Below are 23,763 nucleotides of genomic sequence, written 5' to 3'. Positions count from 1 at the left end.
ATTATAAATAAGAGTTTTGTGCTTGTAAAGCGGCGAGAATTGTTTTGACATAATTATCAGGATTAAGACGAGTTCTTTGAATATTTATTCTCACGGCTTCTGGAGGAATAATTCTCGCTTTAAAAAGTTGTTTTTGATTCTTATACCAAACTAACTCAATTTTATCTCCTACAGTACCCTGTAAACCAGCACCACTTTTACCAGTTTTTTTGTTTACTGTCCAAGCCCAAGTAAAAGTAGTTGGATCGAGTGGATATAAAGGATATTCACAATAAATGTATTCATTACCTTTAATGGTTTTCAGAAGTATACTTTCATAACTATTTTCAACTCCTTGTAATGACTGATTGGTGATCAATTTCTCATTCCAATGTTGAATAACAGCCGCACCTATTTCTTCTGTTGGAGATAATTCTGTTAAACCAAGAAAACCAAGTTGATCAGCTTTACTAATAATATCTGCTCTTTGAATCACAAAGAAAAATGTACTACCAATTTTTAAATTATTAAGTTGGAGAGATTTCAATGACCAACCTGTTTTAGTTAAAAAATTAACGGCATCATAAAGCAGTTTACTACGTCCTAATGCTGGATCTGTGAGAGGAATATCTTTAACATAATGAAAAATAGCTTCCCAAGCATAATCTTCTATTGAACCAACAACTGGGGATGCAACAGTAGCAATAATAGCTTGTTTCAACTTCTCAATTTCTTTGTCTGTCAACACGCAAAGATTCCTCCACAGCTTGCAAAAATTCACTCATTGTTACAGTTAAAGCGTTGGTGATATGACTCATAACTCTTACAGATGGGCTTTTTAATCCTCGTTCTAGTTGGCTAATATAGGTTCTATGCAGACCTGTAACTTCTGCTAGATACTCTTGTGACCAACCTTTTTCTATACGACGACGTTGTATTTCTAGCCCTAAATTTTGGTCTAGTTTACTTGGTTGCATAGAAAGAGATTAACGATTTGAATACAAAAGTTCTACAGACTAAAGTATTCAAAAACACCAACCACATAGCTGCCAACAATTTTCTATTCGTATATATGATCTGCTAAGTCCCAAGTTGTAAAACCAGCATCTAAATTGAAACATCGACTCAACAGCAGTTTTATGGTTAATGCGTCCATGTCCACCAGAAACTTGCCACATTCCATTTAAAATTCGGCAAATCTTTAAATCAGGGGTAAATTCAGAGTTTTTTTGTTATTATCTCCAATCTTTTTCTGCTTGTTCCAAAACATAAGTTGCAACGTTTTGAATTTCCTCTGTTGTCAAACGGTCTTGATAAGCTGACATATTATTTTTACCATTAGTGACGATATTTGTAATCGCCTCTAAGGAATCCATACTATATTTCTTAAGTGCATTCTTTTTTAGATTTTTTCCCCTTCTAATAATGTTCCCCCCATTAATATGACAACCTGCACAATGCACGCTAAAGATTTCTGCACCATTTGTGGTATCTACTGCATTAGCAGGTAAAATCAAAATACTTGTCCACAATGACATAGTAATTAATGTTAATATTAGTAATCTTCTCATCCAAACGCTCCTAATTTTGTGCTGAATTTTGACAAAAATAATTCACAGAAACAAAATTTACATTGATTCAAAGTCGGATGTAAACCCTGCAAATGCTGCACATTCTTCCTGAAAAGCTTCAGCTTCACTGACATCTTCAATTTTATAACCCATGATGCGTATACCATTTGGCATTTTTTTAGAACCAATCAATTCGCCTTTGTATTTACCTGCTAGTGCTTTAAACTCAACGCCATAAAGCTTCCAGGATTCTTCATTACAAGTGATATTTACTCGCCACATGATTAATTTCTAACTATTACCAGTACATATTCATCATCTCACAAACTGGTTACGTAATAAAAATCATCTATTTGAATTTGTGTTTTTCTATCTAAAGGAGGTGTATAAGTAAAAAATACCGCGCCATAATAAGAATGTAGCATCATGTTCGATTGCTATTCAAATTAGCTAAATTTCTAAGGGTAAACATGACTAACAACATCAAAGAAACAATTCAAGCAGATTTACAGGAAGCTAAAGCTACTGGACAGTTAAGAACTGAAAACATTCGTGAAATTGTCAAATCCGCAGTTTCTCAGGTAGCTGCTGAATTGAAAGAAGGTTCTAGCGAGTTACGCACTTTAGTTAAAGATGCGGTTTCAGCAGTAATTGAAAATTTACAAGATAAAGGTAGCGAAATCAAGGACGAGGTAACGGCTTCTATTGAAGGTGCATTAGAAGGTGTGAATAGCAAAAGACATGAAGCGATCGCAAAAACCCAAATAGAATTGAAGACGCTACAGGCTAGATTAGATAATGAAGAAGAACAACTCCAATACGAAGTTGATGGAATGTTAGCAGATATAGTAGAAACTGGGCAAGAAAAATCTGCTAATACTAAAAGTGCGATCGCATCAGCTATTAATGCTATCCAAGATAGTGAGGAAGTCGGCCTGTTAAAGAAACGTTACGCACAACTCCAAGCACAATTAGCCATTATTCGAGCAAATTTAGCTGCACGTTATGGCGGACGTTCTGGAGAAGTCAAAGACTACTTAGACGAGGCAAAAACCTGGTATGATCAAGCACGTCCCCAAGCTGAATCTGTGCTTACACAGGTAGAAGAAAAACATTCTCAGTTAGACAATAAACTGGGTGAAGCAGGTGCAGCAATAGCTAAAAAAGAGCGTCAACTAAAACAAACTTTGAGAGAATTGCTATTAACAACGGCTGACTTATTCAAAGACAAGGAAGCCAGTAAAGAAGAGACTAATGTTAAGTAAATTTCGCATCTTTATGGTTAGTTTGTAGTTCCTTCTAATTAATGCCAACTTAGAACTACAAACTACTTTCTTGGCAAGTACAAAATCACCTAACTTCTCTTGTTTTTTAAACCTATCATTTCTGCGGTTAATTAGAAAGACAACACTTGAATTAACTGATAATCTTTGACAGTACCAATTACATGATATTTATTAGATAAATCACCAGCATTTGGTGTATAAATCCAAGCATAACTCAAAGCTGATAATTGAGAGATTGAATCTACCTGCTGACCATGAATAGGAGTATAGAAATCAATCAATACAGCATTTTTACCATCTAATTTAACAAAAGAAACGGGATAATTTTGGAGAATGGTAGCGATAGATTCTTGCTGAAAGAAAACTCTAAATTCAGGGTTGAAGTCTCCTAACAAGCCTAAATTTCCAGCAGTAGCTATAGATAGCCAACTTGCAATTAACCAACCATTGATCCAATAATGAGCAGTAAGAAATTGGTAATTAAAATGATAACGTCCAATCCAAACTAAAGGTATAATTAAACAACCTAAACCCGAAATTAAAGCGAGAATTGCATACTTCTGAATATCAACAATACCTGCGACTAAAACCACTGCACCAGCTATGGCAAAGATAATTCCTAAAACACCAACGGCATAACTAATATTACGGGGTAGATATGCTTTGATTTTAGTCGATTTTTTGATTTGGTAAATTCTCGCTAACCAGTCTAAACCCACAGCAGCAAATATGGAGATAAAAGGATAAATACAAAGACTATAATGAGACAAACGAGTTGAGAATATACTAATTTCTGTAAATAGAATTATGGGAAAACCTACTAATAGCAATTGGTAGCGGGGAATTGGGTTACGAATTACCAAAATTAACCCTAAAATAGCGAAACCAGACCAAGGAAAAGATTTTAAAGGCAGATTCCAAAAATAGAAAAGTATGTTGTTACCATGTTGTTCATGGCTGCCTAGTTGTATCACAAACCCTAATAGCTGTCCCCAACTATCACCACTATAACGCAGCCAGTTAAACCATAACCAGACCAAAGTAGGAATTAATCCGACTAAAGCCCCTACATACAACATTGGGTTGCTAAGATGACGATGACGGGGATGTTCCCAAATTAAATAAGGTAATAATGCCATTATTGGTAATAAAATCATAAAGCTTCTCATCAGGAAGCATAAAGCAAGACTTACACCGACAATAAAACCGTAACCAAAGCGAAATTTGGGATATAATTCAGCTTTAAGTAAAGAATAAATAGCTATTAATATTAATAAAATCATCGGCACATCAGGTGCAGCTAGACGACAATATTGCAGCCAGAGAAATGTCACGCTTAAAATAGCTGATGCTAAGTATGCTAATTTTTGATTAAGGATTATTTTAGTTATTTCATATATGATTAATATACTCAATATTCCAGCAATCATGCTAGGTATTCGCGCACTAATATCACTAACACCAAATAACTTATAAAAAATAGCAATTAACCAATAAAAACCAGGAGTTTTATGATGGGCATTACCCCAAGGAGCTATCCAATCACCAGATTCAAACATTAGCCGCGCTCGCCTAGCATAGAGCGCTTCATCGTGGGACATCAGGCTATTTTCACCAGAGCTAAATAGTAATAAAGGTAGTAGCCAAATTAACAAATTAGTAAAAGGAAATCTTGACAATAAACGAATTTGATGCCAAATAGAGATAAATAAAGGTGATTTATAAAACATTTAATTAATACTGATGAAAAGCTTATTTATATATTTAGTGTCGGTTTTATTTTAAAATTATTTTGGTTAGTATACACAATTTAAAATCAAAATACTAACTAAATTGACCCAAATCAGGCGAAAAAAATTTTTCCAAACAAATTTTTATGCTATTGCGACCAAATCAACGCCTTAAGTTAGATGATAGTGATGACAAGTTATTTTATGACTATCCGCGCTTTGTTACTCATGTGGATGAAGGCTTTATTCAACAGTTGACAGATTTATATCGTCAGCGACTTAAAGCCAAGACACGGATATTTGATATGATGAGCAGTTGGGTGTCTCATCTACCAGAGGAAATAGAGTTTAATCATGTTGAAGGACATGGACTCAATGCTGAGGAACTGGCGCGTAATCCTCGATTGAACCATTATTTGGTGCAGAACCTCAATCAAAAGCCTGAGCTACCCTTTCCAGATCAAGATTTTGATGCTGTTATTAACTGTGTTTCTGTGCAGTATGTACAATATCCAGAGGCTATCTTTTCCGAAATTCACCGCATCCTCAAACCTGGTGGTGTGGCAATTATCAGCTTTTCTAACCGGATGTTCCATCAAAAGGCTATTCAAGTCTGGCGAGATGCTTCTGAAGCCTCTAGAGTCAAATTAGTGGAGCGTTACTTTTCTTCTGTACCGGGATTTACTACTCCTGAAGTGATTGTTAATCAATCAACAGCACCAAATTTTTTACAGTGGTTGGGTGTAGCTGGAGGAGATCCATTCTATGCGGTGATAGCTTATCGCCGTGAAGCAGAATAGACTCATTTGGAACTCTAGCACTAAAAACAAAGCCGATTTAACTAGATTTGGCAATTCGATAAAAATGGGATAATTATCGAAAAGTAAAGTTTCTGCTGGAAGGACTACCACAGAGCAGATAATTGCTTCAACTCTCAAGCATTTTAAGGAGAACAAACGTGAGTTTATTCCGTGGGCGCAGGATTTTAGCTAGTTTATTGCTGTCTGTGTTACTACTAACTACAGCTTGTTCTACAAAAGCACCTACTCGCTTTGATCAAGTACAACAAGAAAGCACTAGGCAAAAAAGCGGTCAGGCTGTTGTCAAGAATGCAACTCAAGGTAGCGAATTAAACAAATTTTTCCCAACAGGGGGAAATGGCTATGATCGGGTTTATACCCAAGAAAAAAAGGGCTTTTCGGGAGCGAATTTGAAAAAAGACGGTAAAGTTGTAGCTCAATTAGCGATTTCTGACACTAGTAGCACACCAGAAACAGCGTCAAAATATGCTAATAGCACTAAGAAAATTGACGGCTATCCCGCTGTGGAACAGGGTAAAACTCAAACTTCTGTTTTGGTTAGTAAGTACCAAGTGAAAGTAATTTCCAAAGATCCCACATTTACTGCGGGCGATCGCGCTGCTTGGATAGAAAAATTCAATCTTGACGGCTTGGCTAAATTGAAATGAGTTGAATTACTACAATATTCCTACGTGCTGAGTAATTATAGTCATAATTGCACTCAGCACTAATTTAAATGTCTAAATTACGCTAAACCTAAAATCAGGAGATTTTTTTGTGAGTAAATCTATCTTTGAATTAGTTGACGAGCTACCAAGCAGTAACTTGACTGTTTCCATGTTGAACGCTTTAGATTTTATTGCCCCCGGTGAGTGGCAAAATACCATTGGCTTTGTCAATACGATTAAAAGCGTCACTGGTGAAGATGATGAAGATCTAATTCAGCAAATTGGTGAACGAGCAATTTATCTATATAACGATCGCTCCCAAGGATATCAAAGAGCCATGTGGCTTTATCAAACCGTTGACGGTACTGACAAGGCTCTTGGTGCAGCAGCTTTGGCTAACAAAGTCGGTGAAAAAATCCCCATGTTAGGCTTTTTAAACTCCATCACTCCCAAACCAGATAAAGCTCAAACCATTGACTTAACTCTCAAAGTGGTGACTGAATTAGTGGCTTTTTGCCAAATTAACGGTATTCCTGGAGATAGCATTGGCGATTTTGTCGCTGCTTTAGGTGAATATAGTGGTGAGTCATTCATCCGTATGGCAGCATTAATTTGCGTTGATGGTTTAATACCCCTGGGACCAGACTTCATCAACAAAGCTTTATCTCTAACTAGTCAAATGAATCCCCAGGATTTAGAACAAAACCCAACTTTCTCAAATATTAAAGACACCATTCCCGGTAATAGCACTGCTGGTAAACTCAACTTTATTGGTGAAAGCTTTGATTCAGTTAAAGGCTGGATGAATGGTATAGTCAGTGCTAATAACCTAACACCACAAAAGGTTGTAGCTAATTTGCAAGGTTTTGTCGAAATTGCTGATGACAAATTAGACTATCTAGGAGCCTTCCTGGATATGAGTACAAATTATTATGAACATACTGGAACACAGACTTTAGCTCGACGTTTGATTGAAAGAGCCTTCGCTGAAATTTAAGACTTTTCTAGCCTTAACACAACTTGTAGTAGCGCCAAAATCATATATAGCGCTACTACAAACAGGTTTTGTTATTAATTTTTGCTAGTTATTTGCGGCTGTTAATATACATTGCCACATACAACATAAGTCACACGGAATAATGAAGAGACTCTGACTGGGTTTCCAGTCGCAGTGAACATTACCCTGGATTTATTACTTGAAGCGAGAACGTTGTTGACGACGTTGCTTATGTCTAGCTATTGCTTTACGCTTCTCTTTTTCTAAAGGTGTTTCAAAATGGCGATTTTTACGCATATCTTGGAAAATTCCCGCTTTGGAAACTTCTCGCTTAAATCTCCGCAAAGCCGATTCAATACCTTCATTTTCTCCCAAAACCACTTGTGTCATTCTCATTACTCCTTAATTATGGGTGAATACATACAAGCTAGAGTTAAAAAAATATCTCAGCAGAGTCGCAACTTTGGCTTAATCTGCTGGAGACTCTAGATTTAAAAATTTTTCAGAACAGGATTAATAGCCGCGATCGCCACGATTGTTATTATCCCAGCTACCACTACGAGAAGAACTTCTTTCTTCACGGGGTTTAGCTTTGTTCACTTTTAAATCTCGCCCCATCCACTCAGCACCATCAAGGGCTTCTATGGCTTTTGTTTCTTGTCCTTCTGATTCCATTTCCACGAAAGCAAAGCCACGTGGTCGCCCCGTTTCCCGATCAGTAGGTAACTGCACACGGCTAACTTTTCCGTACTCAGAAAAAGCGGCCTTCAGGTCTTCTTCTGTAACCTGATAGGACAAATTTCCAACGTAAATCGACATAAATGGGTGGTCTCCCAAACCAGCGAGATGTAGAGAGTTAGATTCGGAGAGACTCATTTAAAAGAAATTAAAACGACTAACTCAACCGAAAATAATCCTTATATCCGCGAGTATAACACAGCCTTTGAATCCGAACTCATGACGAGTAACATTTTCTAAAAAACCTATAGACTTTTTTCAGACGCATTACAGCGGATATACTTACTGCTGCTATTTGACATAATTATATGTGCAAACACGTAGCAGTTAGAACCCAATAATGCGCTTGACTTAGTAGCCTCAAAGATATATTTAGAAAACTCAGGCTGAGAACTAAAGGAGTTAAAGAATAACCACTCTCATTTATTGGTAAACCTCATTATACCATAACAAGCTAAGGGAGCAAATTAATGTGCAGTATTTTTCTAGACTCATCTACTAGCAAACTCTATCAAGGTTTGTTCTGCCTTTTGGCACAGTATTTCATGATGTTGAGAACTGCTGGCGAATAAACCACCCCATTGATTAATATCACCAGTGTTGTACTCTAACGCCTTACCATTAAAATGCGTAAATTTACCCCCAGCTTCTGTAAGAATTAGTTCAGGAGCAGCCATATCCCAATCTTTCGGTGCTGATTTACCAGAAAGAGAAATGTAAATATCTGCCTGTTGTTCGACAATAGCAGTAATTTTACAACCTACGCTACCAATCGCTTTTTGATTTTGACAAGGTAGATTTTGCAGTAAATATTCTAACGCTTCATTGCGATGAGAACGACTGACCACTAGAGTTAAATCTTCAATAGGTTTATTAGCAGTTACTTTTAAGGGACGAGAACCATTCACGTTTTCCACAAAAGTACCACCGCCCTTAGTAGCATAATATAATTTTTCCGCCTCTGGTATGGCCACCACTGCTAAAACTGGACTTGTTCCCTGGACTAAAGCAATATGAATTGCATATTCCCCAGTTTTATCAATAAAGTCGCGTGTCCCGTCCAAAGGATCAATAATCCACACCCACTCATGGGAATTTTGTCCATGTTGAGATTTATAGGTTTCTTCGCTGATGTAGCCAAATTCTTCGTTACCTAAAGCTGCTTGTAACTTGGTCAAGATATATTGACTAACAACCAAATCTGCAACTGTGACGGGTTCATTATCCTTATACTTGATATCTAAATTTGGTTCTTCGGCAGTACCGTGATAATAAGAACTGAGTAGACTAGCAGCACCCCAACCTACTTCCCGTGCAATTGTTAATATTTCTGATAAGTTTTTCATGAATTCATCTGAAAATAAATTTGGCTAGATAGGAAAACATTCAACAGTCAGTATACAGAAATCTAGAATTCAGATTTAATTTCTTAAATTATAGTCAATGATAATTTAACCTCAAATTGTCTCGGTATTCTGCTACACCAGTCCTGTTATCTCTTTCATAGCATCAAAATTACCATTCAGATCAGACGCTATAGATTTGAAACAGAATTTGATACCCAGATAGGTTCATCATATTGTTGATTTTTCTATAGCTGCGGTAAGTTCTTCTGCCAGGATTGGCTTAGTAATAAAGTCATTCATCCCTGCATTGAAGCAAGCATCACGATCTTCCTCTAAAGCGTTAGCAGTGATAGCAATAATCCAAGGTTGAGGTTTGGAAGATTGGCGAATCATCCGAGTTGCAGTAATGCCATCCATTTCTGGCATCTGCATATCCATTAAAATCACATCATATGATTTTTTTTCTAATACCTCTAATACCTCTACTCCATTATTGGCGATATCAGCACTATAACCCAGATTTTTGAGATACAACAGTGCCACTTTTTGGTTAACTTTGTTATCTTCTGCTAAGAGAATTTTTATTGGAGATTTCGTGGTGATTTCTCCTTCAGGTCGTTCTAAAGATTCTTTTGGTATTAAGTCATTAACTAAAACTGATTGAGAAATAAATGTAAAATAAAAGATTGAACCTTGATAATGATCGTTTTGAATCTTTGAAACCCAATTTAAAGGAGGATTACCTCCAATATTGCCGCAACTTTCCACCCAAATTGTACCTCCCATTAAAGCTACTAAACTCTTACTAATTGCCAAGCCTAAACCTGTACCGCCATATTTGCGACTAATGGAAGCATCAGCTTGGGTAAAGGGTTGAAATAGTTTATGTAAGCGATCTCTATCAATACCAATTCCTGTATCTTTAATAGAAAAGATTAGTTCTAGTATTCCATCTTCTCGTTTTTTATTCCCAACAACTGAGATCAAAATATGTCCCTGATTAGTAAACTTGATGGCATTTCCTATCAGATTAAGCAAGATTTGGCGGAGGCGAGAAGCATCTCCTAAAATATTATCGGGAATATCAGCTAGAATTGAATATTCGAGATTAATATTTTTGTTTAATGCTTGTTTAGAAAGAAGAATACACACGGACTTGATGAGGTCATTTAATACAAAATAATGTTCTTCTATTTCCAAATTTCCTGACTCAATTTTTGAAAAATCAAGAATATCATTAATGATGTTTAAAAGGGCATTACCGCTATCTCTAATCGTATAAACTAAGTCTTTTTGTTCCTCTGAGAGATTTGTCATGGAGAGGAGTTGAGCCATACCAATCACGCCATTCATAGGTGTGCGAATTTCATGACTCATATTTGCTAAAAATTCACTTTTAGCTTGAGTTGCAGTTTCTGCCGCTTCCTTGGCTTGAGATAGAGCAAGCTGTTCTTCTAAAGCTTTGTTGTAATCAATAAGAACCTTTTCTGTTTGTTTACGTTCGGCATCTTTTTGCTGATCAAGTTCGTGTAATTTCAAATTTTGCTTGATTAGCTTATTATTGGCTATACATAAATCACTTTTAACTTGATTATTTTCATTTAACACAGCATTCAACATTAAAGTTGTCATGCCAATGCAAGCAATGAAAGATTGTACTAATAGTAGAGAAATTTGGATGGAAGCGTGAGTAAATGAACTATGATCTTGAACTGTAATAGTGGCCATAATAACGGCAATAATAACCATTAGAATGGTGGCACCTAGCTCTTTAAATCTGAAAGCTGTCCACACCAATAAAGGAACTAGTAAATATTCCGCATTGTAACCTCTAGAAATGATATTGCTAACAATTAATGTTAAAAATAGGATAATAGTAGCTTCTAGCCAACAACGTTTTATTAAGCGAGTAAATGAGGTAATATTTTTGTGCCAAGCAACGATTAAGGAAGCAAAAATTAGAATCCCAAAAGCATCACTTAGCCACCAGGTAATGGCAATGTCGGGATAGAGTTTCCAAGGTACTTTACCAAAGACACATAATAGTAATGAACATAAAATTCCTACAGGTAGATGACTGACAAAACAGCCATAGATCATAAATTGGAGTGTATCTTTGGCTCGGTTTAAAAAGTAATGGCTACCGATGAAATATTCGATCAAATAAGTAGCAAAAACTTTTCCTACTGTAGCAACAAATACAATGCAAAGGGTTAAAAGGAGAGTAGGAAGATTAGACCATGCCTTATAAATAACAAACTCCGCACTTAATATACCTATGAAAACCCCCAACCATAGGGGATAGCCCCAAACAGCAATTAACCCCACGGCAATACCACCAGGAATCCAAATGGGAGTTGATCCCGTTTCAGGGTAGGTAGTGAAGCTATGGGATAGTTGGGCTGTGATATAATAAGCGATCGCAGCTATTACCTGTCGCCACCAAGCAACCCGACGAAAGTTAAATAGATCTAGTTGAAGACGAGCATAAATTGACATGATCGATCATTACTAATTAGGTTGTGAGTAGGAGGTATCAGGTGGCTATATATAAATAAAATATATACAGTAGAGAATAGGATTAAAAGTCTTGTTGTATATTGCTTTTTTACATTTATACATTATTTACCTGCAATCTGTTGTATAAGATGAATTCTAAAATCAAGGGGAATAAAAGTTATTTATGTTAGCCTTTATATAAAGACCAAAAAGTTAGGCTTCAAAAGTATAAAATTGATTTCTATAGTTAATATTTTGGGGAAGTAAGCTTGGGTTTAGTATTTGTTATTGAATTTTTTGGCTTACTCTTAATTAATTTACTCGGTTACATTTTCAGTCATTAAGTTTTAAAATTCTCATGATTTTAATAAATGCAAACATTCATTATTTTCTACAAAGTTGAACTCATCCAACGGCGTGTACCAAAATACTGACAAGCTTCCGCTGCAATTTTGCTGGCTAGTGCTAATGCTTCTGTAAAACTTGTTTGCAAAATATAATGGCAGAAAGCACCATGAAAAATATCTCCTGCACCTAGTGTATCAACTGGCTGTATTTGTGGCACATTAATAATACCAGTATTACGTCCATTCAAGTATTGAATAGGTTTTTCTCCTTGAGTAATGGCGATGTGAGGAATGTTAAATTTCTGAAGATAGGTAAAAACATCTTCTTTGTTTTGGCAATTCGGGGGAAAAAAATTCGCTGAACAAATGGCATAGTCAACAAAAGGTAAAATTTCTTCAAAACCTGGTTTCCAGCTACCTCCATCAATTACAATTGGGATATTTTGGATTTTAGCAGTTTGGGCAATAATTTGACTGACTGCCATTTGATGCCCATCTATAAGTACAATATCAATATTTTCTAAAATATTTGCTGGTATGGAGGTGCTACTTGCTTGGGTTTTGACAGCATTAATGGAAATCACCGCCCTTTCACCAGTATTTTGGGTAATAATAATTGAAGAAACTGATGGTGATGTACTTTTATTAGAGTCTAAGTCAAGAATTTCAACTTGATGATTTGTCAAATCTGTACGAATTAGCTGTGTCATGGGGTGAGAACCCAGCACACTCAGAAGTTTAGCTTGATTACCTAAATAGCTGAAAGTGACAGATGCATTTGTGGCCGGTCCACCTGCTGCCACTGCATAGTCAATAGCAACTAGCTTTTGATTATTTTGTGGATATGAGTCTGCAAGGTAAATTAAATCTAGGGTAATCAGACCTACAAATAGAGCAGAATTAGTCATTAGGAATTTGCAATTTTATCAAGGTGCTACTATTAGTGCCGAATGAGAAACTGGATTGTCTTTATTTCCTGATAGTTGTTCTTACAGCTTAACAGAAATTTTTACGTAAGAATTTAGGAGTCAGGAGTCAGGAATCAGGAATCAGGAGTCAGGAATCAGGAGAAAGAAGGAAGAAGGAAGAATATTTTTCTCTTCTGTTCCCTGCTATATAAAATATTCTGTATCCTAAATCCTTACATTTTTACACTTGAATTTTTACCCACTGGTATATAATAAACATTATAAAAGCATAAGTTGTTTTCTTGTTGGAGAGTTATAAATTATGTTCAAAAATATGGCGATGGATGCACTGGGTTTGAGTGATATTGGTGCTGTAATCAAACCCGAAGACTTTAATAAGGTTGATAGTGATGACTATGTGATTCATGAAGAAGGTGAAAAAATTTATTTTCTAATTAAATCAAAAACAGATGAATATTGTTTTACTAATCTAGCTTTGATTCATTTAGATGGCAATTCTGCGGTTAGTAAAAAACGCTTACTCAAACGCTTTAGTTATAGTCACCACATTATTAAAGATGTGAAATTGGAGACAGCAGGAACAATAGATATGGATATCGAAATCAAGTTAATGATGGGTGATAAATCCTATTCTATTGATGTTGCTAAAAGTTATATTTCTCCTTTGAAAGATTTGTACAAAGCTTTACTAAAAATTGCATCAATTCAGCAGGAAAATGCCCTTTATCATCAATATGCTCAAACGAGCTTAACTACAGCAGCCAATACAGTCAGTCGTTCTACAACTACATCTACTTCAGAAGAGCAGTTTAAGGCAATTAATCAGTATGCCTTTAATTGGTTAAAGTATGCTCATGAAACTTATGTACGTAAGGACTTTGGTGAGATTTTTGAGAAATTTATTAACAATTAATTTCTAGTTGTATAGTTAAGTTGATGACCTAGGGATAATTTGAATTTATCTTGTTTATGACTTGGCTGTTTCAGATTTCATTTCGCAACAATTAAATTTTAGGGTAAGAATTCAGGAGTCAGGAGAAAGAAGAAGAATATTTTTTTCTTCTGTTCTCTGCTATATCAAATATTCTGTATCCTGAATCCTTACATTTTAGATTGAGGATGTTGTAATACATAGAGGGCGGGGAAACCCCGCCCATACTAATTTAATTAAAGAGTTACTGCTGAATGTTCTTGAGATCAACTCAAATTATAAATTAGAATTTTTGCTTTTTTATCATGTAAAATACTTTATGCAAACTGATCCAAAACCATCAACACTTTATATTGTCGGTACGCCTATTGGCAATTTAGAAGATATCACTTTTCGGGCGGTGCGAATTTTGCAAACGGTGGATTTAATTGCGGCGGAAGATACAAGACACACGGGAAAATTGCTGCAATATTTTCAGGTAAAAACTCCCCAAATGAGTTATCATGAACATAATCAGAATAGTCGGATTCCTGAGTTATTAGAGCATTTGACTAATGGAAAAGCGATCGCACTGGTTAGTGATGCAGGAATGCCGGGAATCTCTGATCCTGGTTATGAATTGGTAAAAGCTTGTATTGAGGCGGGCATCACAGTTGTACCTATTCCCGGTGCTAGTGCGGCAATTACGGCTTTAAGTGCGGCGGGATTACCCACAGACAGATTTATTTTTGAAGGCTTTTTACCAGCTAAGAGTCAGCAACGACGACAACAGTTAGAATATTTGCAAGCTGAACCCAGGACGTTGATTTTCTACGAATCACCTCACCGCTTACGGGATAGTTTACAAGATTTAGCTACAGTTTTGGGAAGCGATCGCACTATAGTTATAGCACGAGAGCTAACTAAATTATACGAAGAATTTTGGCGGGGGACAATAGGGGAAGCGATCGCACATTACACCCAAAAAGAACCCCAAGGCGAATATACCCTGTTAGTTGCCGGCACACCACCGAGTCAACCCCAACTCACAGAAACAGAACTCAAAGCCGAATTATTACAGATTATGAAACAAGGCGTATCGCGATCGCAAGCCAGCCGACAATTAGCTAAAGATACAGCAGTCTCCCGTCGTCAACTCTATCAACTAGCCTTGGCTATAGACATCACTTCTGAGTCGGAAACAACTTTTGAATAAGTACTTTCTGAACTGTGTGGTTTTGTTACGTTTACGGCTAATATTACAATGGAAATTGTTGAAAAACTGAGGATAAACTGAGAATGACCCAGGTGGTTTTAGGAGAAAACGAAGGAATAGATTCAGCCCTCCGTCGGTTTAAACGCCAAGTCTCCAAAGCTGGTATATTAGCCGACGTAAAGTATCATAAACACTTTGAAACTCCCCAAGAAAAACGCAAACGTAAGGCAGTCTCAGCTAGACGCAAACGTCGTTTTTAAACATTTATTTGGCTTGGTAATGGTGTAATAGCAGGTGACAGGTGACAGAGAAAAAGCAGGGAGCAGGGAGCAGGGAGCAGGGAGCAGGGGGAAAGATAAATATTCTTCCCCAATTACCAATTACCCATTACCAATTACCCATTACCCATTACCCATTACCTATTACCTATTACCTATTACCTATTACCCATTACCTATTACCCATTACCAATTACCCATTACCAGCCTAAACTAGATAACTAACCACCTGGGTTAATATCAAAAGTTCGGCTATTACAACGATTCATAGCCTTTTCTACACCTTGTTTAAAGCTGAGTTCTACACACTCAACCACAAACTCCAGCACCAGAGACATCAATTTATTTTCCGCAGCCGAAAACCGTCCCAACACATGAGAGATAGTCTCAGAATTATCATCATCAGCTGCACCCTTGGGTTTACCAATACCAATTCGTAACCGGGGAAAATTTTGGCTACTTAAATGTGAAATAGTACTTTTCATCCCGTTATGTCCACCAGCAGAACCAGACAAACGCAGACGAGTTTTTCCCAAAGGTAAATCCATATCATCATAAATTACCAAAACCGACTCAGGCGGTAATTTATACCAACTTGTAACCGCTTGAATAGACTGTCCTGAACGATTCATATAAGTTAGAGGTTTCAGCAGACGAATTTTACCGCCACCAGGTGCAATACCTTCGCTAAAATTTCCCTGAAACTTGCGATTTTCCGCCAATGGAATTTGCCAAGCACGCGCCAAAGCATCCACAGCCGCAAAGCCAATATTATGGCGAGTTTGATCATATTTAGGTTCTGGATTCCCCAAACCGACTATCAGCTGGGGAATTACCAAAACCTGTTGTTTCTCAACTTCTGTCATGTTTGCTATACAGTATTTTCCTAGCTGGTGGGAGAGGAACCAGCATTTTCCGGCTGTGGTGCAACAGCTTCAATGTGTTTGGTTTCCAATTCAGCAGTAGTTTTCACAACTTGTTCCAACTGTTCAGCTTCCCGTTTAAACTCGGTTTGAAATTCATTAGAAGCTTCTTGGAAACTACGAATTGTTTTACCCACACTCCGACCGATTTCAGGTAGCTTCTTGGGGCCAAAGATTAACAGCGCCACTACCATAATTAGAGCCATTTCTGGTAAGCCAATACCAAATATATTCATTTCAACCTGCCACAAAACCTAACATTATATCTGTAGTTTAATCAATAGTTAGGGTTAATTGAGCCGTCACAACTGAACAAATAACCACCGAAGAAATATAAGACACCCGGACAAGCCGGGTGGACGCTAACTTGTTATCCAAGTCTGAGGGCTTTATAGCAGTTAACCGCCTAAACTCCGCCAATCAACAAGTACATCCTGAATCAACAGTGACTTATTGTAAACTTGCAGGATAATTAGCAGAAATACGAAAAATAAACCCATAAAAACAGCCATTAAAGGTGTCGTACCCCAACCTGGAGCCACCTTACCATACTCAGCATTTAAGGGTCTGAGGATATCTCCCAACCTAGTCCGTTGTGCCATAGTTCACCTAAGATCAGTTGCCAAAGCTTTATTAATTTTCTTATTGCTGCCCATTGCAAAGTGCTGCAATATTACAGCAGAATTTTCACTTTACAACTGGGGCTATTCTGAACTATGACGATAATACCACTATGAGGGTAAGGTAGTTTGCCTGAGTTCGGTGAATACTTTGATGGTATTTGCGTTAATTTTTGTAATATTCTATAACATAGCTCTCATAATATATTGCTAACTTTATGGACTTAGAACCTGGTTTAGTTATTGGTATTTCTGTCGCTGTGGCACTAGTTGTCATCACAGGCATGGCAATTTATACCTCTTTTGGACCTCCTAGCACTCAGTTAGATGATCCTTTTGATGACCACGAAGATTAGAAAAGTGATTGATTTGACTTTATGGTGGGCAATGCCCACCTAGCTGGATTAAAAGTTTTATTGTCTGAATCAGGATTTATGGCTAACGCCACGCTACGTATTTGGTATAATTGCAAAAGTAGCAATTTTCCAAGGTGCGATTTTTTGAACTTCTTGATTTATCGGGTTTTCTAATAAATCAACTGCTTCTCCTAAAGTAAAAAAATCACTTTGTAAAGATAACTCGGCTGTTTTTCCGTGACATTCATAAAAACGGATGATGAATTTTTGCGGATTATCTTCGCTGGGTTTCAAAGCCATTAAAATTAAATTCTCATCTGATAAATTGAGAAAACTTTGATTTTGAGAAATGGTAAATGCAGATTGTTGATTTTCAGGATTTACTAACACCTGTAATGGGATATTCAACTCATAACCACGTTTGACTGTATCTGCTTGTTCCCAACTTTTAAGATGAGGATATAAAGCGTAAGTAAATTCATGTGTGCCTCTATCAGCTTTTGGATCTGGCCAGTTAGAACTTCTCAGAAGTGTAAGACGGAGTTGATTTGGTTTTGCATCGTATCCATATTTACAATCATTCAATAAACTCACACCGTATTTACCTGTAGGTGTATTGGTGGTTAAATCTGCCCAGCGTAAAGCCGGAACTTCCCATTTTGCTTTTTCTGCGGGGGTTTGGGGATTTGTAGAACGACGAATTGCACCGCAGGGAATTTCATAAGTGGCAAAATCGGCTTCGAGGTTGAGAGGAAAAGCTGTTTTAACTAATACTTGATTTTCTTGCCAATTTACAGTATTAGTAATTTTCAAAAGTGGTGAACCAACTTGGAGAATGTAGTCTTGAGAAAATTCTGATTTTCCGAGTTGACGAATTACGCGCAAACGTTGTTGTATTTCTCCATTTTCTACCCATTGAATTGATTTTAATTTGGTCGCAGGTAGAGGTTTTGTGTTATAGTCGGGGTCAATATTCCAAGCATCCCAATATTGTCCACTATCTTCAAAAGATTGGAGTTGATTTCCCGCAACGGTTAAAATTTCCCGTTGTTGGATTTTATCAAAGACGCTTTCTAAATCTCCGGTTTCTGGGTTGACTTGAACTCGCAAGTATTCGTTTTCTAATTTCCAGTCTGTTGGCAATGAGCTAGTTTGATGAGAAGATGGACACAGCCAATATATGCTGTAACCTACAGATGGTACAGTAGCGATAAATAACAAAGAATTTTCACTTTCTTGGGAAGGAAGTTGATTTCCGGCAATGTCGTAAATTTTCCATGATGGGTTATGATTACCCTCAGAATGGAATTCTGGGGCTACACAAACGAAGTCCACCTGCGTGGACTGGGATTCTTTGATAATTTTTGACAGGTTAACGGTGACGACTTCAGAGCGTTGCCAATTGAGAGAATTAAAAATTATGATGGGGATGCTATGGGGTTGTGGTGGTTGTGGTAAATTGATGTGAGATGCGATCGCTCTCAAAGATTGATCTAATATCCTATTTCCCACCTGTTCCACCTGTTTCCATTCCGGTAAAGCATCCTCATAGACTTGAGTAATAGAAGAACCGGGTAAAATATCGTGAAACTGATTAAATAAAACTTGCTTCCAAGCAGCTTCAATTTCTGCGTGGGGATAGGTAAAACCACAAATAACACTTGCTAAAGTTGCAAATAACTCAGCTGCGTATAAAAGATTTTCAGATTTGCGATTCCAGAGTTTTTGGTCTGCGTGCGTAGTATAACATCCGCGATGAAATTCCAAATAAAGCTCATCTTCCCAAACAGGTAAATTTTGACTTTGGGATTTTATTAATTGGAGATATTTCTCCGCAGTTGTAAATTCTAATTTGGGGAAAACAGGAGAATGTTGCCAACGCCGTGCAACTTCCAACATATCACGAGTCGGACCACCACCATGATCACCCACACCAGGAAGCCAGAGAGAATCATGTAAACCCGTTTGAGATTCCCATTCACAGGCGTATTCAGCCATCTTAACAGAATCAATAGTTTGGCCTATCAGTGCAGACATAAAACTAAATATTTGACTACCATCAAGCGATCGCCACCAGAAAGCGCCATAATCAAACTTAGTAGTATCATTCCAGCGTAATTTCTGAGTCACAAAAAACTCAATTCCCGCATTGGCGAAAAACTGAGGTAGAGTCGCACAGAAACCAAAAGTATCAGGAACCCAAACCACAGAAGAAACCTTCCCAAACTTTTCCTGAAAATAACGCTGTCCATACAACAACTGACGGACAATAGACTCACCAGAAATCAGATTCAAATCTGGTTCCACCCAAAACCCACCCAAAACTTCCCACCTTCCCGCTTTAACCTGAACTTGAATCTTCGCAAACAAATCAGGACGATATTCCTCAACCCAAGCATACAAAGCCGGAGTTGTATGACAGAAAACCAACTCAGGGAAATCAGCCTGTAAACTTAACACCGACTCAAAAGTACTTACCGCTGCATTCCAAGTTTCAGAAACAGGCCATAACCATGCTAAATCTAAATGAGCATGACCCAAGAGGTGAATTTTAGATTTTAGATTTTGGATTTTGGATTTAATTAAAGACTCACGAAGATGAAATAGAATTCTATTCCATTCTTCCTTCTTCCCTTCTTCTCTTTCTTCCTTCGCGCCCTTCGCGCCTTTGCGGTTCGTTACCTCTTCAACCGCTTCAACCAAAACAGATAACCTATCAGGCGCTAACAGATGAAAAACAGCCAACTCATCAGCCAAAAAACCCGGATCTAACCTATTATAATCTAGAGACTCAAAAACGAAGAGCGATCGCACCAAAGCCCCATCAGAATGTCCCGGACTCACCAACCGCACAGCAACAACAAACTCGTCCCCATTAGAAACACCTTGACTTAAAAGCACTCTCGGAGAACAATCAAACAAATCACCAGCCAAAACCAACTTACCATTAACATAAACCTCCGCCGCATCAGCCCACCACACTAAAACCAACCGCAAAGACAAACCAGCCAAATCATAACCTTGCAAATCTTGGGGAACAACCAACTTCTGCACCAACCACAGCACCTGCTTCCCCCCTGTCCAAGCAACATGGGCTTTATCATTTAACTTTACAGTTTCCCAAACAGACAAATCTGAATTCATAACCTCATCAATTCCCCAGTCAACCTGCTGATAAAACCAACAGGACTGGATATTAACTTGACAGCAAGCGCGTAACTTCTCAATCGCTGCTGAAATAGATTTGGTATCGAATGGATAAACAGGAAGAGTCATATTTCGCTAAGATAATGGCACTGACTGACGATAACTAACAGTTTTGTGGGAGTCTCAAAACTTAATCACACTCACACTAACCAATCTCTACCATGTCTTCAGGTCGTTATCAAAGTAAACTATTTAACTTTTTCAACCAGCAATCTCAGCGGTTGACACAGCAGTGGGAAAACTCCTTCCGCAATTTGCAAGTTGCTACCAAATGGAGTGTCGAAGCCTTACTTTACCCACTTTATCAACTGTTTCAGCCAGATGAACTAGCAGGAAAAAGGCTACAACCACAAACTCCCCCACCTGTTGATGCACCCATTCAGCACGTACTAGAGTTAGTTCAAAATCTACCATCTGCCGCAGCTTCTGATTCACAAACTTTACAAAATGTCAACCCATTGCAGTTATTGGGTGATAACCTGCGGGAAGCAATTATCCGTTTAGGGCGGTGGAAAACTGTAAAAAATCAGTCTGAATCTAATATTACTAAATCTCTAAAACCAGAAAACACACTCCAGCAGCATATACCAAAAGTGCGAGGAATTGCAGTACATTTGGAAAATCGTCACTTGGTACTCGTTACCAACGATAACAAAATTCTCGATGTTTTGACAATTCAACAACAGACAAAAATAGCAGATAAAATTAATAGCGAAATCGCGGAATACAGGTATTCTTTAACGTTAGCTGAAGTCAAAAAAGAACAGGAACTACTACCAGAAATTGACCGGATATTAACAAAGCTAACTGGTCAGAATAACTCAACTATAAAGAATTTCTCTGAAAGCAATATAGTAGTCAATCTTCCAGCTTATCCTGGTAAACTTCTAGCATTAATAGATAACGTTATCGCTAACTTAGAAATTACATCTTTAGCACCTATAAAACAACGTAGTCAGGAAATTATTCAAAGTGCTAAAAATCAACTTGACATATTTATCTATGGTAGAGAACAGCTAGAAGCCAGAGAAAAAAATTCATTTAATGCTAATAATTTGGAAAATCAAACTCCGAATATTCCAGCCTTAATTGAAGCGGCAATAAATTACTTTTTTGGTGGTAGAAATATTCACCAATTTGATAATCAATCAAATTCAGAAAAACCACCAATTAAACCTGCGAAACAGGTTAACCAAAATCATCAATTACCGCAATCTGACTTAATCACAGATACTTGGTTGAGTTATGGTGATTTGTTTGGTGATTTAGAAATAAATGTTGATGATGTAAATTCTGATTTAACTGCTAATTCATTTACAGAAGATACTCAACTAGACTTGTTATCAAAATCAAAAAAAGGTGTATTTAGAAATAAAAAATCTTCAAAAGTAGCTACTAATCCCCAAGTTGAGACTGAGAAAAAAAATCAACGTCAAATCCAACCAGATTGGATAGAAACCACCGCCACATTTTTAGGATATGAAATCCATCCCTTAGAGCAAATTTTAGCATGGTTAGATCATGTCATGCTTTGGCTAGAAATGATCTTTATGAATATGATTTATTTCTTTAAAGGCTTATTGCAGGTAAGGTGAAAATGTCTGAATCAGGATTTACAGGATTAAAGGATTAGCAGGATTAAGATTTCTATTTGATGTTTGGATTTTTGAAAAACCGTTAATATCTCGACCTTATGAGGATAACAAAATTCAAAGCGAAAACCTCAATAAAAACTCTGCGTCACTTTGCGTTTACCTCAGCGAACCTCTGCGTTTAAAAGTAAAATTTCCAACCATTTTTAGCATATTCCCTGTCACCTTCTTCTCAAGCAACACAAATTCCATATTGGGGTAGCAAATCATGAATAACGTAAAATTGATGTGCTTGTAAAGCATCGTGAAATAATTTCCAATTGCTGACCAAGAAACTGGGATGATAGGGGAAAATTTCATTATCTTTATCAACAGGGCTTTCAGTTCCCAAAGCAAGGTATTTCCAGGAACTTTTACCTTTGGGGATATAGCTGATATTAGCTGCACCAAAACTAAATTGACCTTGGGATATAGCACTTAACCATTTTTGATGACGTACATGACCTTTAATATCTTTAATATTCGCCAACATCAAGGCAATTAAACTTTTATCTGGTTCTGGCAATCCTGGGACAATCGCATCAGGATCACCTATTAAATAACGCTGCATAGCTTTACACATATTATCAGCCGCTGCCAGAAAATCTTCAGGATTGTTACGCCTAATTTTCTCACCCCTACCGTTGATATAACCCCAACGTAAAAACGGCTTATCAGGATGACTCAAAACCGCACCATGTCCTAAAGGTAAAGCCTCACTGACAAAATAATTCTTCAATCTATCCATCAAATTCCGATCAGGTTGGTCATTTTCATCAAGTAATTTTTTCGCTTCATTAACTCGATGATTAACACCAGCAAAACCTTGATGCGCCCAGGTATCAACATAAACGTGCATAGTAATACCCAGACGATGTAAACTATAAGCAGTATCCTGGCGTTGGATACATTCCCTCACCATTTGCTTTGCAACATCACTATTAGGACGACAAATCAACTTTTCAATAAACTTCCCTTCAGGATCTTCACCTGCTGGTTTTCCGCCATTTCCTGGTAAAAAATGAAAAGGAATCCAAACATGATGAATTGCTAACGCCTTAAAATTGCGATAATCGAGCATTTTGTGTGCAGAACTGATGCGGGTAAACATCGCCCCATTATCGAATCGAATTAAACCGCTATTGATAGCATCATCTACATATTGAGCGCAGTAAGCGACAATACCAGCATCTTCGTGGTCAAAACCTGCTAGTCGCGCTACAACGTAGGTGACACCATGGTGAAAGTCTATTTGCATCTTGAGTCAGTTACGAGGGAATTTACGTATAGACTATAACGATTTGGGCGCTATTGCGTAATTTTTTACCTGATAGCGGTTCTCAAACTGCGACATCTGTTTGCTAAACTCTAGTAATCACAGTTCAGTAATTGTTCATGACTGAGGCAGAACTACTACAGATAATTAAACAAGCATTAAGAAGTGGTGCAAAGAAACTCTATCTATCTGATAAGGATTTGACAACTTTACCACCAGACATTGGACAACTTACAAACCTTCAATCCCTTTCCCTCGGAAGCAATCAACTCAGCAGTCTGCCACCGGAAATAGGACAACTCACCAACCTTCAATCCCTCTACCTCAGTTACAATCAACTCAGCAGTCTGCCACCAGAAATAGGACAACTCACTAACCTCCAATCCCTCCACCTCAGTAACAATCAACTCAGCAGTCTGCCACCAGAAATAGGACAACTCACCAACCTCCAATCCC

At 37.4% G+C, this 23,763-nt stretch carries 26 protein-coding genes and 1 pseudogene; 11 read left to right on the top strand and 16 right to left on the bottom strand.

Annotation, left to right across the window (positions count from 1 at the left end):
• Position 1: 1 nt before the first annotated feature.
• The 5 genes and pseudogenes from VB713_RS17990 to VB713_RS17970 form a co-directional block, all read right to left on the bottom strand.
• Entirely contained in the window at positions 2 to 727 is a 726-nt protein-coding gene (locus tag VB713_RS17990; RefSeq protein WP_323312883.1) for a hypothetical protein, read from the bottom strand.
• Positions 705 to 956, bottom strand: coding sequence for a helix-turn-helix transcriptional regulator (locus VB713_RS17985; protein WP_323312882.1), 252 nt, complete (start codon positions 954 to 956; stop codon positions 705 to 707). Before VB713_RS17985 ends, VB713_RS17990 begins: the two co-directional genes overlap by 23 nt.
• Positions 957 to 1,051: 95 nt before the next feature.
• Positions 1,052 to 1,178, bottom strand: a pseudogene (locus VB713_RS17980) (aldo/keto reductase); the annotation flags it as partial.
• 36 nt (positions 1,179 to 1,214) lie between these two features.
• A complete protein-coding gene (gene petJ / locus VB713_RS17975; protein ID WP_323312881.1) occupies positions 1,215 to 1,550 on the bottom strand; it encodes a cytochrome c6 PetJ in 336 nt (111 codons plus the stop codon).
• A gap of 57 nt (positions 1,551 to 1,607) precedes the next feature.
• The gene (locus VB713_RS17970) at positions 1,608 to 1,832 is read right to left on the bottom strand and encodes a hypothetical protein (RefSeq protein WP_323312880.1); all 225 of its coding nucleotides are present in this window, start codon (positions 1,830 to 1,832) and stop codon (positions 1,608 to 1,610) included.
• Between the two features lie 188 nt (positions 1,833 to 2,020).
• Between VB713_RS17970 and VB713_RS17965 the strand changes: the two genes are divergently transcribed.
• A complete protein-coding gene (locus tag VB713_RS17965; protein ID WP_323312879.1) occupies positions 2,021 to 2,815 on the top strand; it encodes a histidine kinase in 795 nt (264 codons plus the stop codon).
• 131 nt (positions 2,816 to 2,946) lie between these two features.
• On the opposite strand, the gene VB713_RS17960 is transcribed toward VB713_RS17965, so the two are convergent.
• Positions 2,947 to 4,566, bottom strand: coding sequence for a glycosyltransferase family 39 protein (locus VB713_RS17960; protein ID WP_323312878.1), 1,620 nt, complete (start codon positions 4,564 to 4,566; stop codon positions 2,947 to 2,949).
• A gap of 146 nt (positions 4,567 to 4,712) precedes the next feature.
• Between VB713_RS17960 and VB713_RS17955 the strand changes: the two genes are divergently transcribed.
• From VB713_RS17955 to VB713_RS17945, 3 genes are all read left to right on the top strand, one after another.
• A complete protein-coding gene (locus VB713_RS17955; protein ID WP_323312877.1) occupies positions 4,713 to 5,366 on the top strand; it encodes a class I SAM-dependent methyltransferase in 654 nt (217 codons plus the stop codon).
• A gap of 158 nt (positions 5,367 to 5,524) precedes the next feature.
• A complete protein-coding gene (locus tag VB713_RS17950; protein ID WP_323312876.1) occupies positions 5,525 to 6,034 on the top strand; it encodes a hypothetical protein in 510 nt (169 codons plus the stop codon).
• A gap of 109 nt (positions 6,035 to 6,143) precedes the next feature.
• Positions 6,144 to 7,031, top strand: a complete 888-nt coding sequence (locus VB713_RS17945; RefSeq protein WP_323312875.1) for a hypothetical protein — start codon at positions 6,144 to 6,146, stop codon at positions 7,029 to 7,031.
• A 195-nt stretch (positions 7,032 to 7,226) separates the two neighbouring features.
• On the opposite strand, the gene rpsU (VB713_RS17940) is transcribed toward VB713_RS17945, so the two are convergent.
• The 5 genes from rpsU (VB713_RS17940) to VB713_RS17920 all read right to left on the bottom strand — a co-directional run bounded on the left by rpsU (VB713_RS17940) (position 7,227) and on the right by VB713_RS17920 (position 12,869).
• Positions 7,227 to 7,421, bottom strand: a complete 195-nt coding sequence (rpsU, locus tag VB713_RS17940) for a 30S ribosomal protein S21 (protein WP_013192888.1) — start codon at positions 7,419 to 7,421, stop codon at positions 7,227 to 7,229.
• 123 nt (positions 7,422 to 7,544) lie between these two features.
• Positions 7,545 to 7,850, bottom strand: coding sequence for an RNA-binding protein (locus VB713_RS17935; RefSeq protein ID WP_323312874.1), 306 nt, complete (start codon positions 7,848 to 7,850; stop codon positions 7,545 to 7,547).
• Positions 7,851 to 8,260: 410 nt separating this feature from the next.
• On the bottom strand, positions 8,261 to 9,115 hold the full coding sequence (locus VB713_RS17930) for a 3'(2'),5'-bisphosphate nucleotidase CysQ family protein (RefSeq protein ID WP_323312873.1): 855 nt from the start codon (positions 9,113 to 9,115) through the stop codon (positions 8,261 to 8,263).
• Positions 9,116 to 9,343: 228 nt separating this feature from the next.
• Entirely contained in the window at positions 9,344 to 11,614 is a 2,271-nt protein-coding gene (locus tag VB713_RS17925) for an MASE1 domain-containing protein (RefSeq protein ID WP_323312872.1), read from the bottom strand.
• 391 nt (positions 11,615 to 12,005) lie between these two features.
• Entirely contained in the window at positions 12,006 to 12,869 is an 864-nt protein-coding gene (locus VB713_RS17920) for a sugar kinase (RefSeq protein WP_323312871.1), read from the bottom strand.
• Positions 12,870 to 13,191: 322 nt separating this feature from the next.
• Between VB713_RS17920 and VB713_RS17915 the strand changes: the two genes are divergently transcribed.
• The 4 genes from VB713_RS17915 (at position 13,192) to VB713_RS17900 (ending at position 15,506) form a co-directional block, all read left to right on the top strand.
• On the top strand, positions 13,192 to 13,803 hold the full coding sequence (locus VB713_RS17915) for a PH domain-containing protein (protein WP_323312870.1): 612 nt from the start codon (positions 13,192 to 13,194) through the stop codon (positions 13,801 to 13,803).
• Positions 13,804 to 14,140: 337 nt separating this feature from the next.
• The gene (gene rsmI / locus VB713_RS17910) at positions 14,141 to 15,016 is read left to right on the top strand and encodes a 16S rRNA (cytidine(1402)-2'-O)-methyltransferase (RefSeq protein ID WP_323312869.1); all 876 of its coding nucleotides are present in this window, start codon (positions 14,141 to 14,143) and stop codon (positions 15,014 to 15,016) included.
• A gap of 83 nt (positions 15,017 to 15,099) precedes the next feature.
• The gene (gene rpsU, locus VB713_RS17905) at positions 15,100 to 15,276 is read left to right on the top strand and encodes a 30S ribosomal protein S21 (protein WP_015214505.1); all 177 of its coding nucleotides are present in this window, start codon (positions 15,100 to 15,102) and stop codon (positions 15,274 to 15,276) included.
• 41 nt (positions 15,277 to 15,317) lie between these two features.
• Complete coding sequence (locus tag VB713_RS17900; protein WP_323312868.1) at positions 15,318 to 15,506, top strand: hypothetical protein; 189 nt, start codon at positions 15,318 to 15,320, stop codon at positions 15,504 to 15,506.
• A 9-nt stretch (positions 15,507 to 15,515) separates the two neighbouring features.
• Here the strand turns inward: VB713_RS17900 and pth are convergent, their stop codons facing one another.
• The 3 genes from pth to psbH form a co-directional block, all read right to left on the bottom strand.
• Positions 15,516 to 16,160 carry an aminoacyl-tRNA hydrolase gene (gene pth / locus VB713_RS17895; RefSeq protein ID WP_323312867.1) on the bottom strand — a complete coding sequence of 215 codons (645 nt, stop codon included), beginning with the start codon at positions 16,158 to 16,160 and terminating at the stop codon, positions 15,516 to 15,518.
• A 20-nt stretch (positions 16,161 to 16,180) separates the two neighbouring features.
• On the bottom strand, positions 16,181 to 16,453 hold the full coding sequence (locus VB713_RS17890; protein WP_323312866.1) for a TatA/E family twin arginine-targeting protein translocase: 273 nt from the start codon (positions 16,451 to 16,453) through the stop codon (positions 16,181 to 16,183).
• 162 nt (positions 16,454 to 16,615) lie between these two features.
• On the bottom strand, positions 16,616 to 16,819 hold the full coding sequence (psbH, locus tag VB713_RS17885; protein WP_015214502.1) for a photosystem II reaction center phosphoprotein PsbH: 204 nt from the start codon (positions 16,817 to 16,819) through the stop codon (positions 16,616 to 16,618).
• A 236-nt stretch (positions 16,820 to 17,055) separates the two neighbouring features.
• On the opposite strand from psbH, the gene psbN reads away from it, so the two are divergent.
• Positions 17,056 to 17,193 carry a photosystem II reaction center protein PsbN gene (gene psbN, locus VB713_RS17880; protein ID WP_323312865.1) on the top strand — a complete coding sequence of 46 codons (138 nt, stop codon included), beginning with the start codon at positions 17,056 to 17,058 and terminating at the stop codon, positions 17,191 to 17,193.
• 93 nt (positions 17,194 to 17,286) lie between these two features.
• Here psbN and VB713_RS17875 read toward each other — a convergent pair whose 3' ends face one another.
• On the bottom strand, positions 17,287 to 20,469 hold the full coding sequence (locus VB713_RS17875; RefSeq protein ID WP_323312864.1) for an alpha-mannosidase: 3,183 nt from the start codon (positions 20,467 to 20,469) through the stop codon (positions 17,287 to 17,289).
• Positions 20,470 to 20,561: 92 nt separating this feature from the next.
• On the opposite strand from VB713_RS17875, the gene VB713_RS17870 reads away from it, so the two are divergent.
• Positions 20,562 to 21,995: a hypothetical protein gene (locus tag VB713_RS17870; RefSeq protein ID WP_323312863.1), complete on the top strand. Its 1,434-nt coding sequence runs from the start codon at positions 20,562 to 20,564 to the stop codon at positions 21,993 to 21,995.
• A gap of 229 nt (positions 21,996 to 22,224) precedes the next feature.
• On the opposite strand, the gene VB713_RS17865 is transcribed toward VB713_RS17870, so the two are convergent.
• Positions 22,225 to 23,289, bottom strand: a complete 1,065-nt coding sequence (locus VB713_RS17865; RefSeq protein WP_323312862.1) for a DUF6765 family protein — start codon at positions 23,287 to 23,289, stop codon at positions 22,225 to 22,227.
• Positions 23,290 to 23,426: 137 nt separating this feature from the next.
• On the opposite strand from VB713_RS17865, the gene VB713_RS17860 reads away from it, so the two are divergent.
• The coding region (locus tag VB713_RS17860) for a leucine-rich repeat domain-containing protein (RefSeq protein ID WP_323312861.1) at positions 23,427 to 23,763 on the top strand (337 nt) is incomplete at its 3' end.

The organism is Anabaena cylindrica UHCC 0172 (genome assembly GCF_034931625.1).
GTDB classification, from domain to species: Bacteria; Cyanobacteriota; Cyanobacteriia; order Cyanobacteriales; family Nostocaceae; genus Anabaena; species Anabaena cylindrica_A.
The sequence above is the reverse complement of the archived record's forward strand: the minus strand, read 5'-3'. Positions and strand labels throughout refer to the sequence as shown.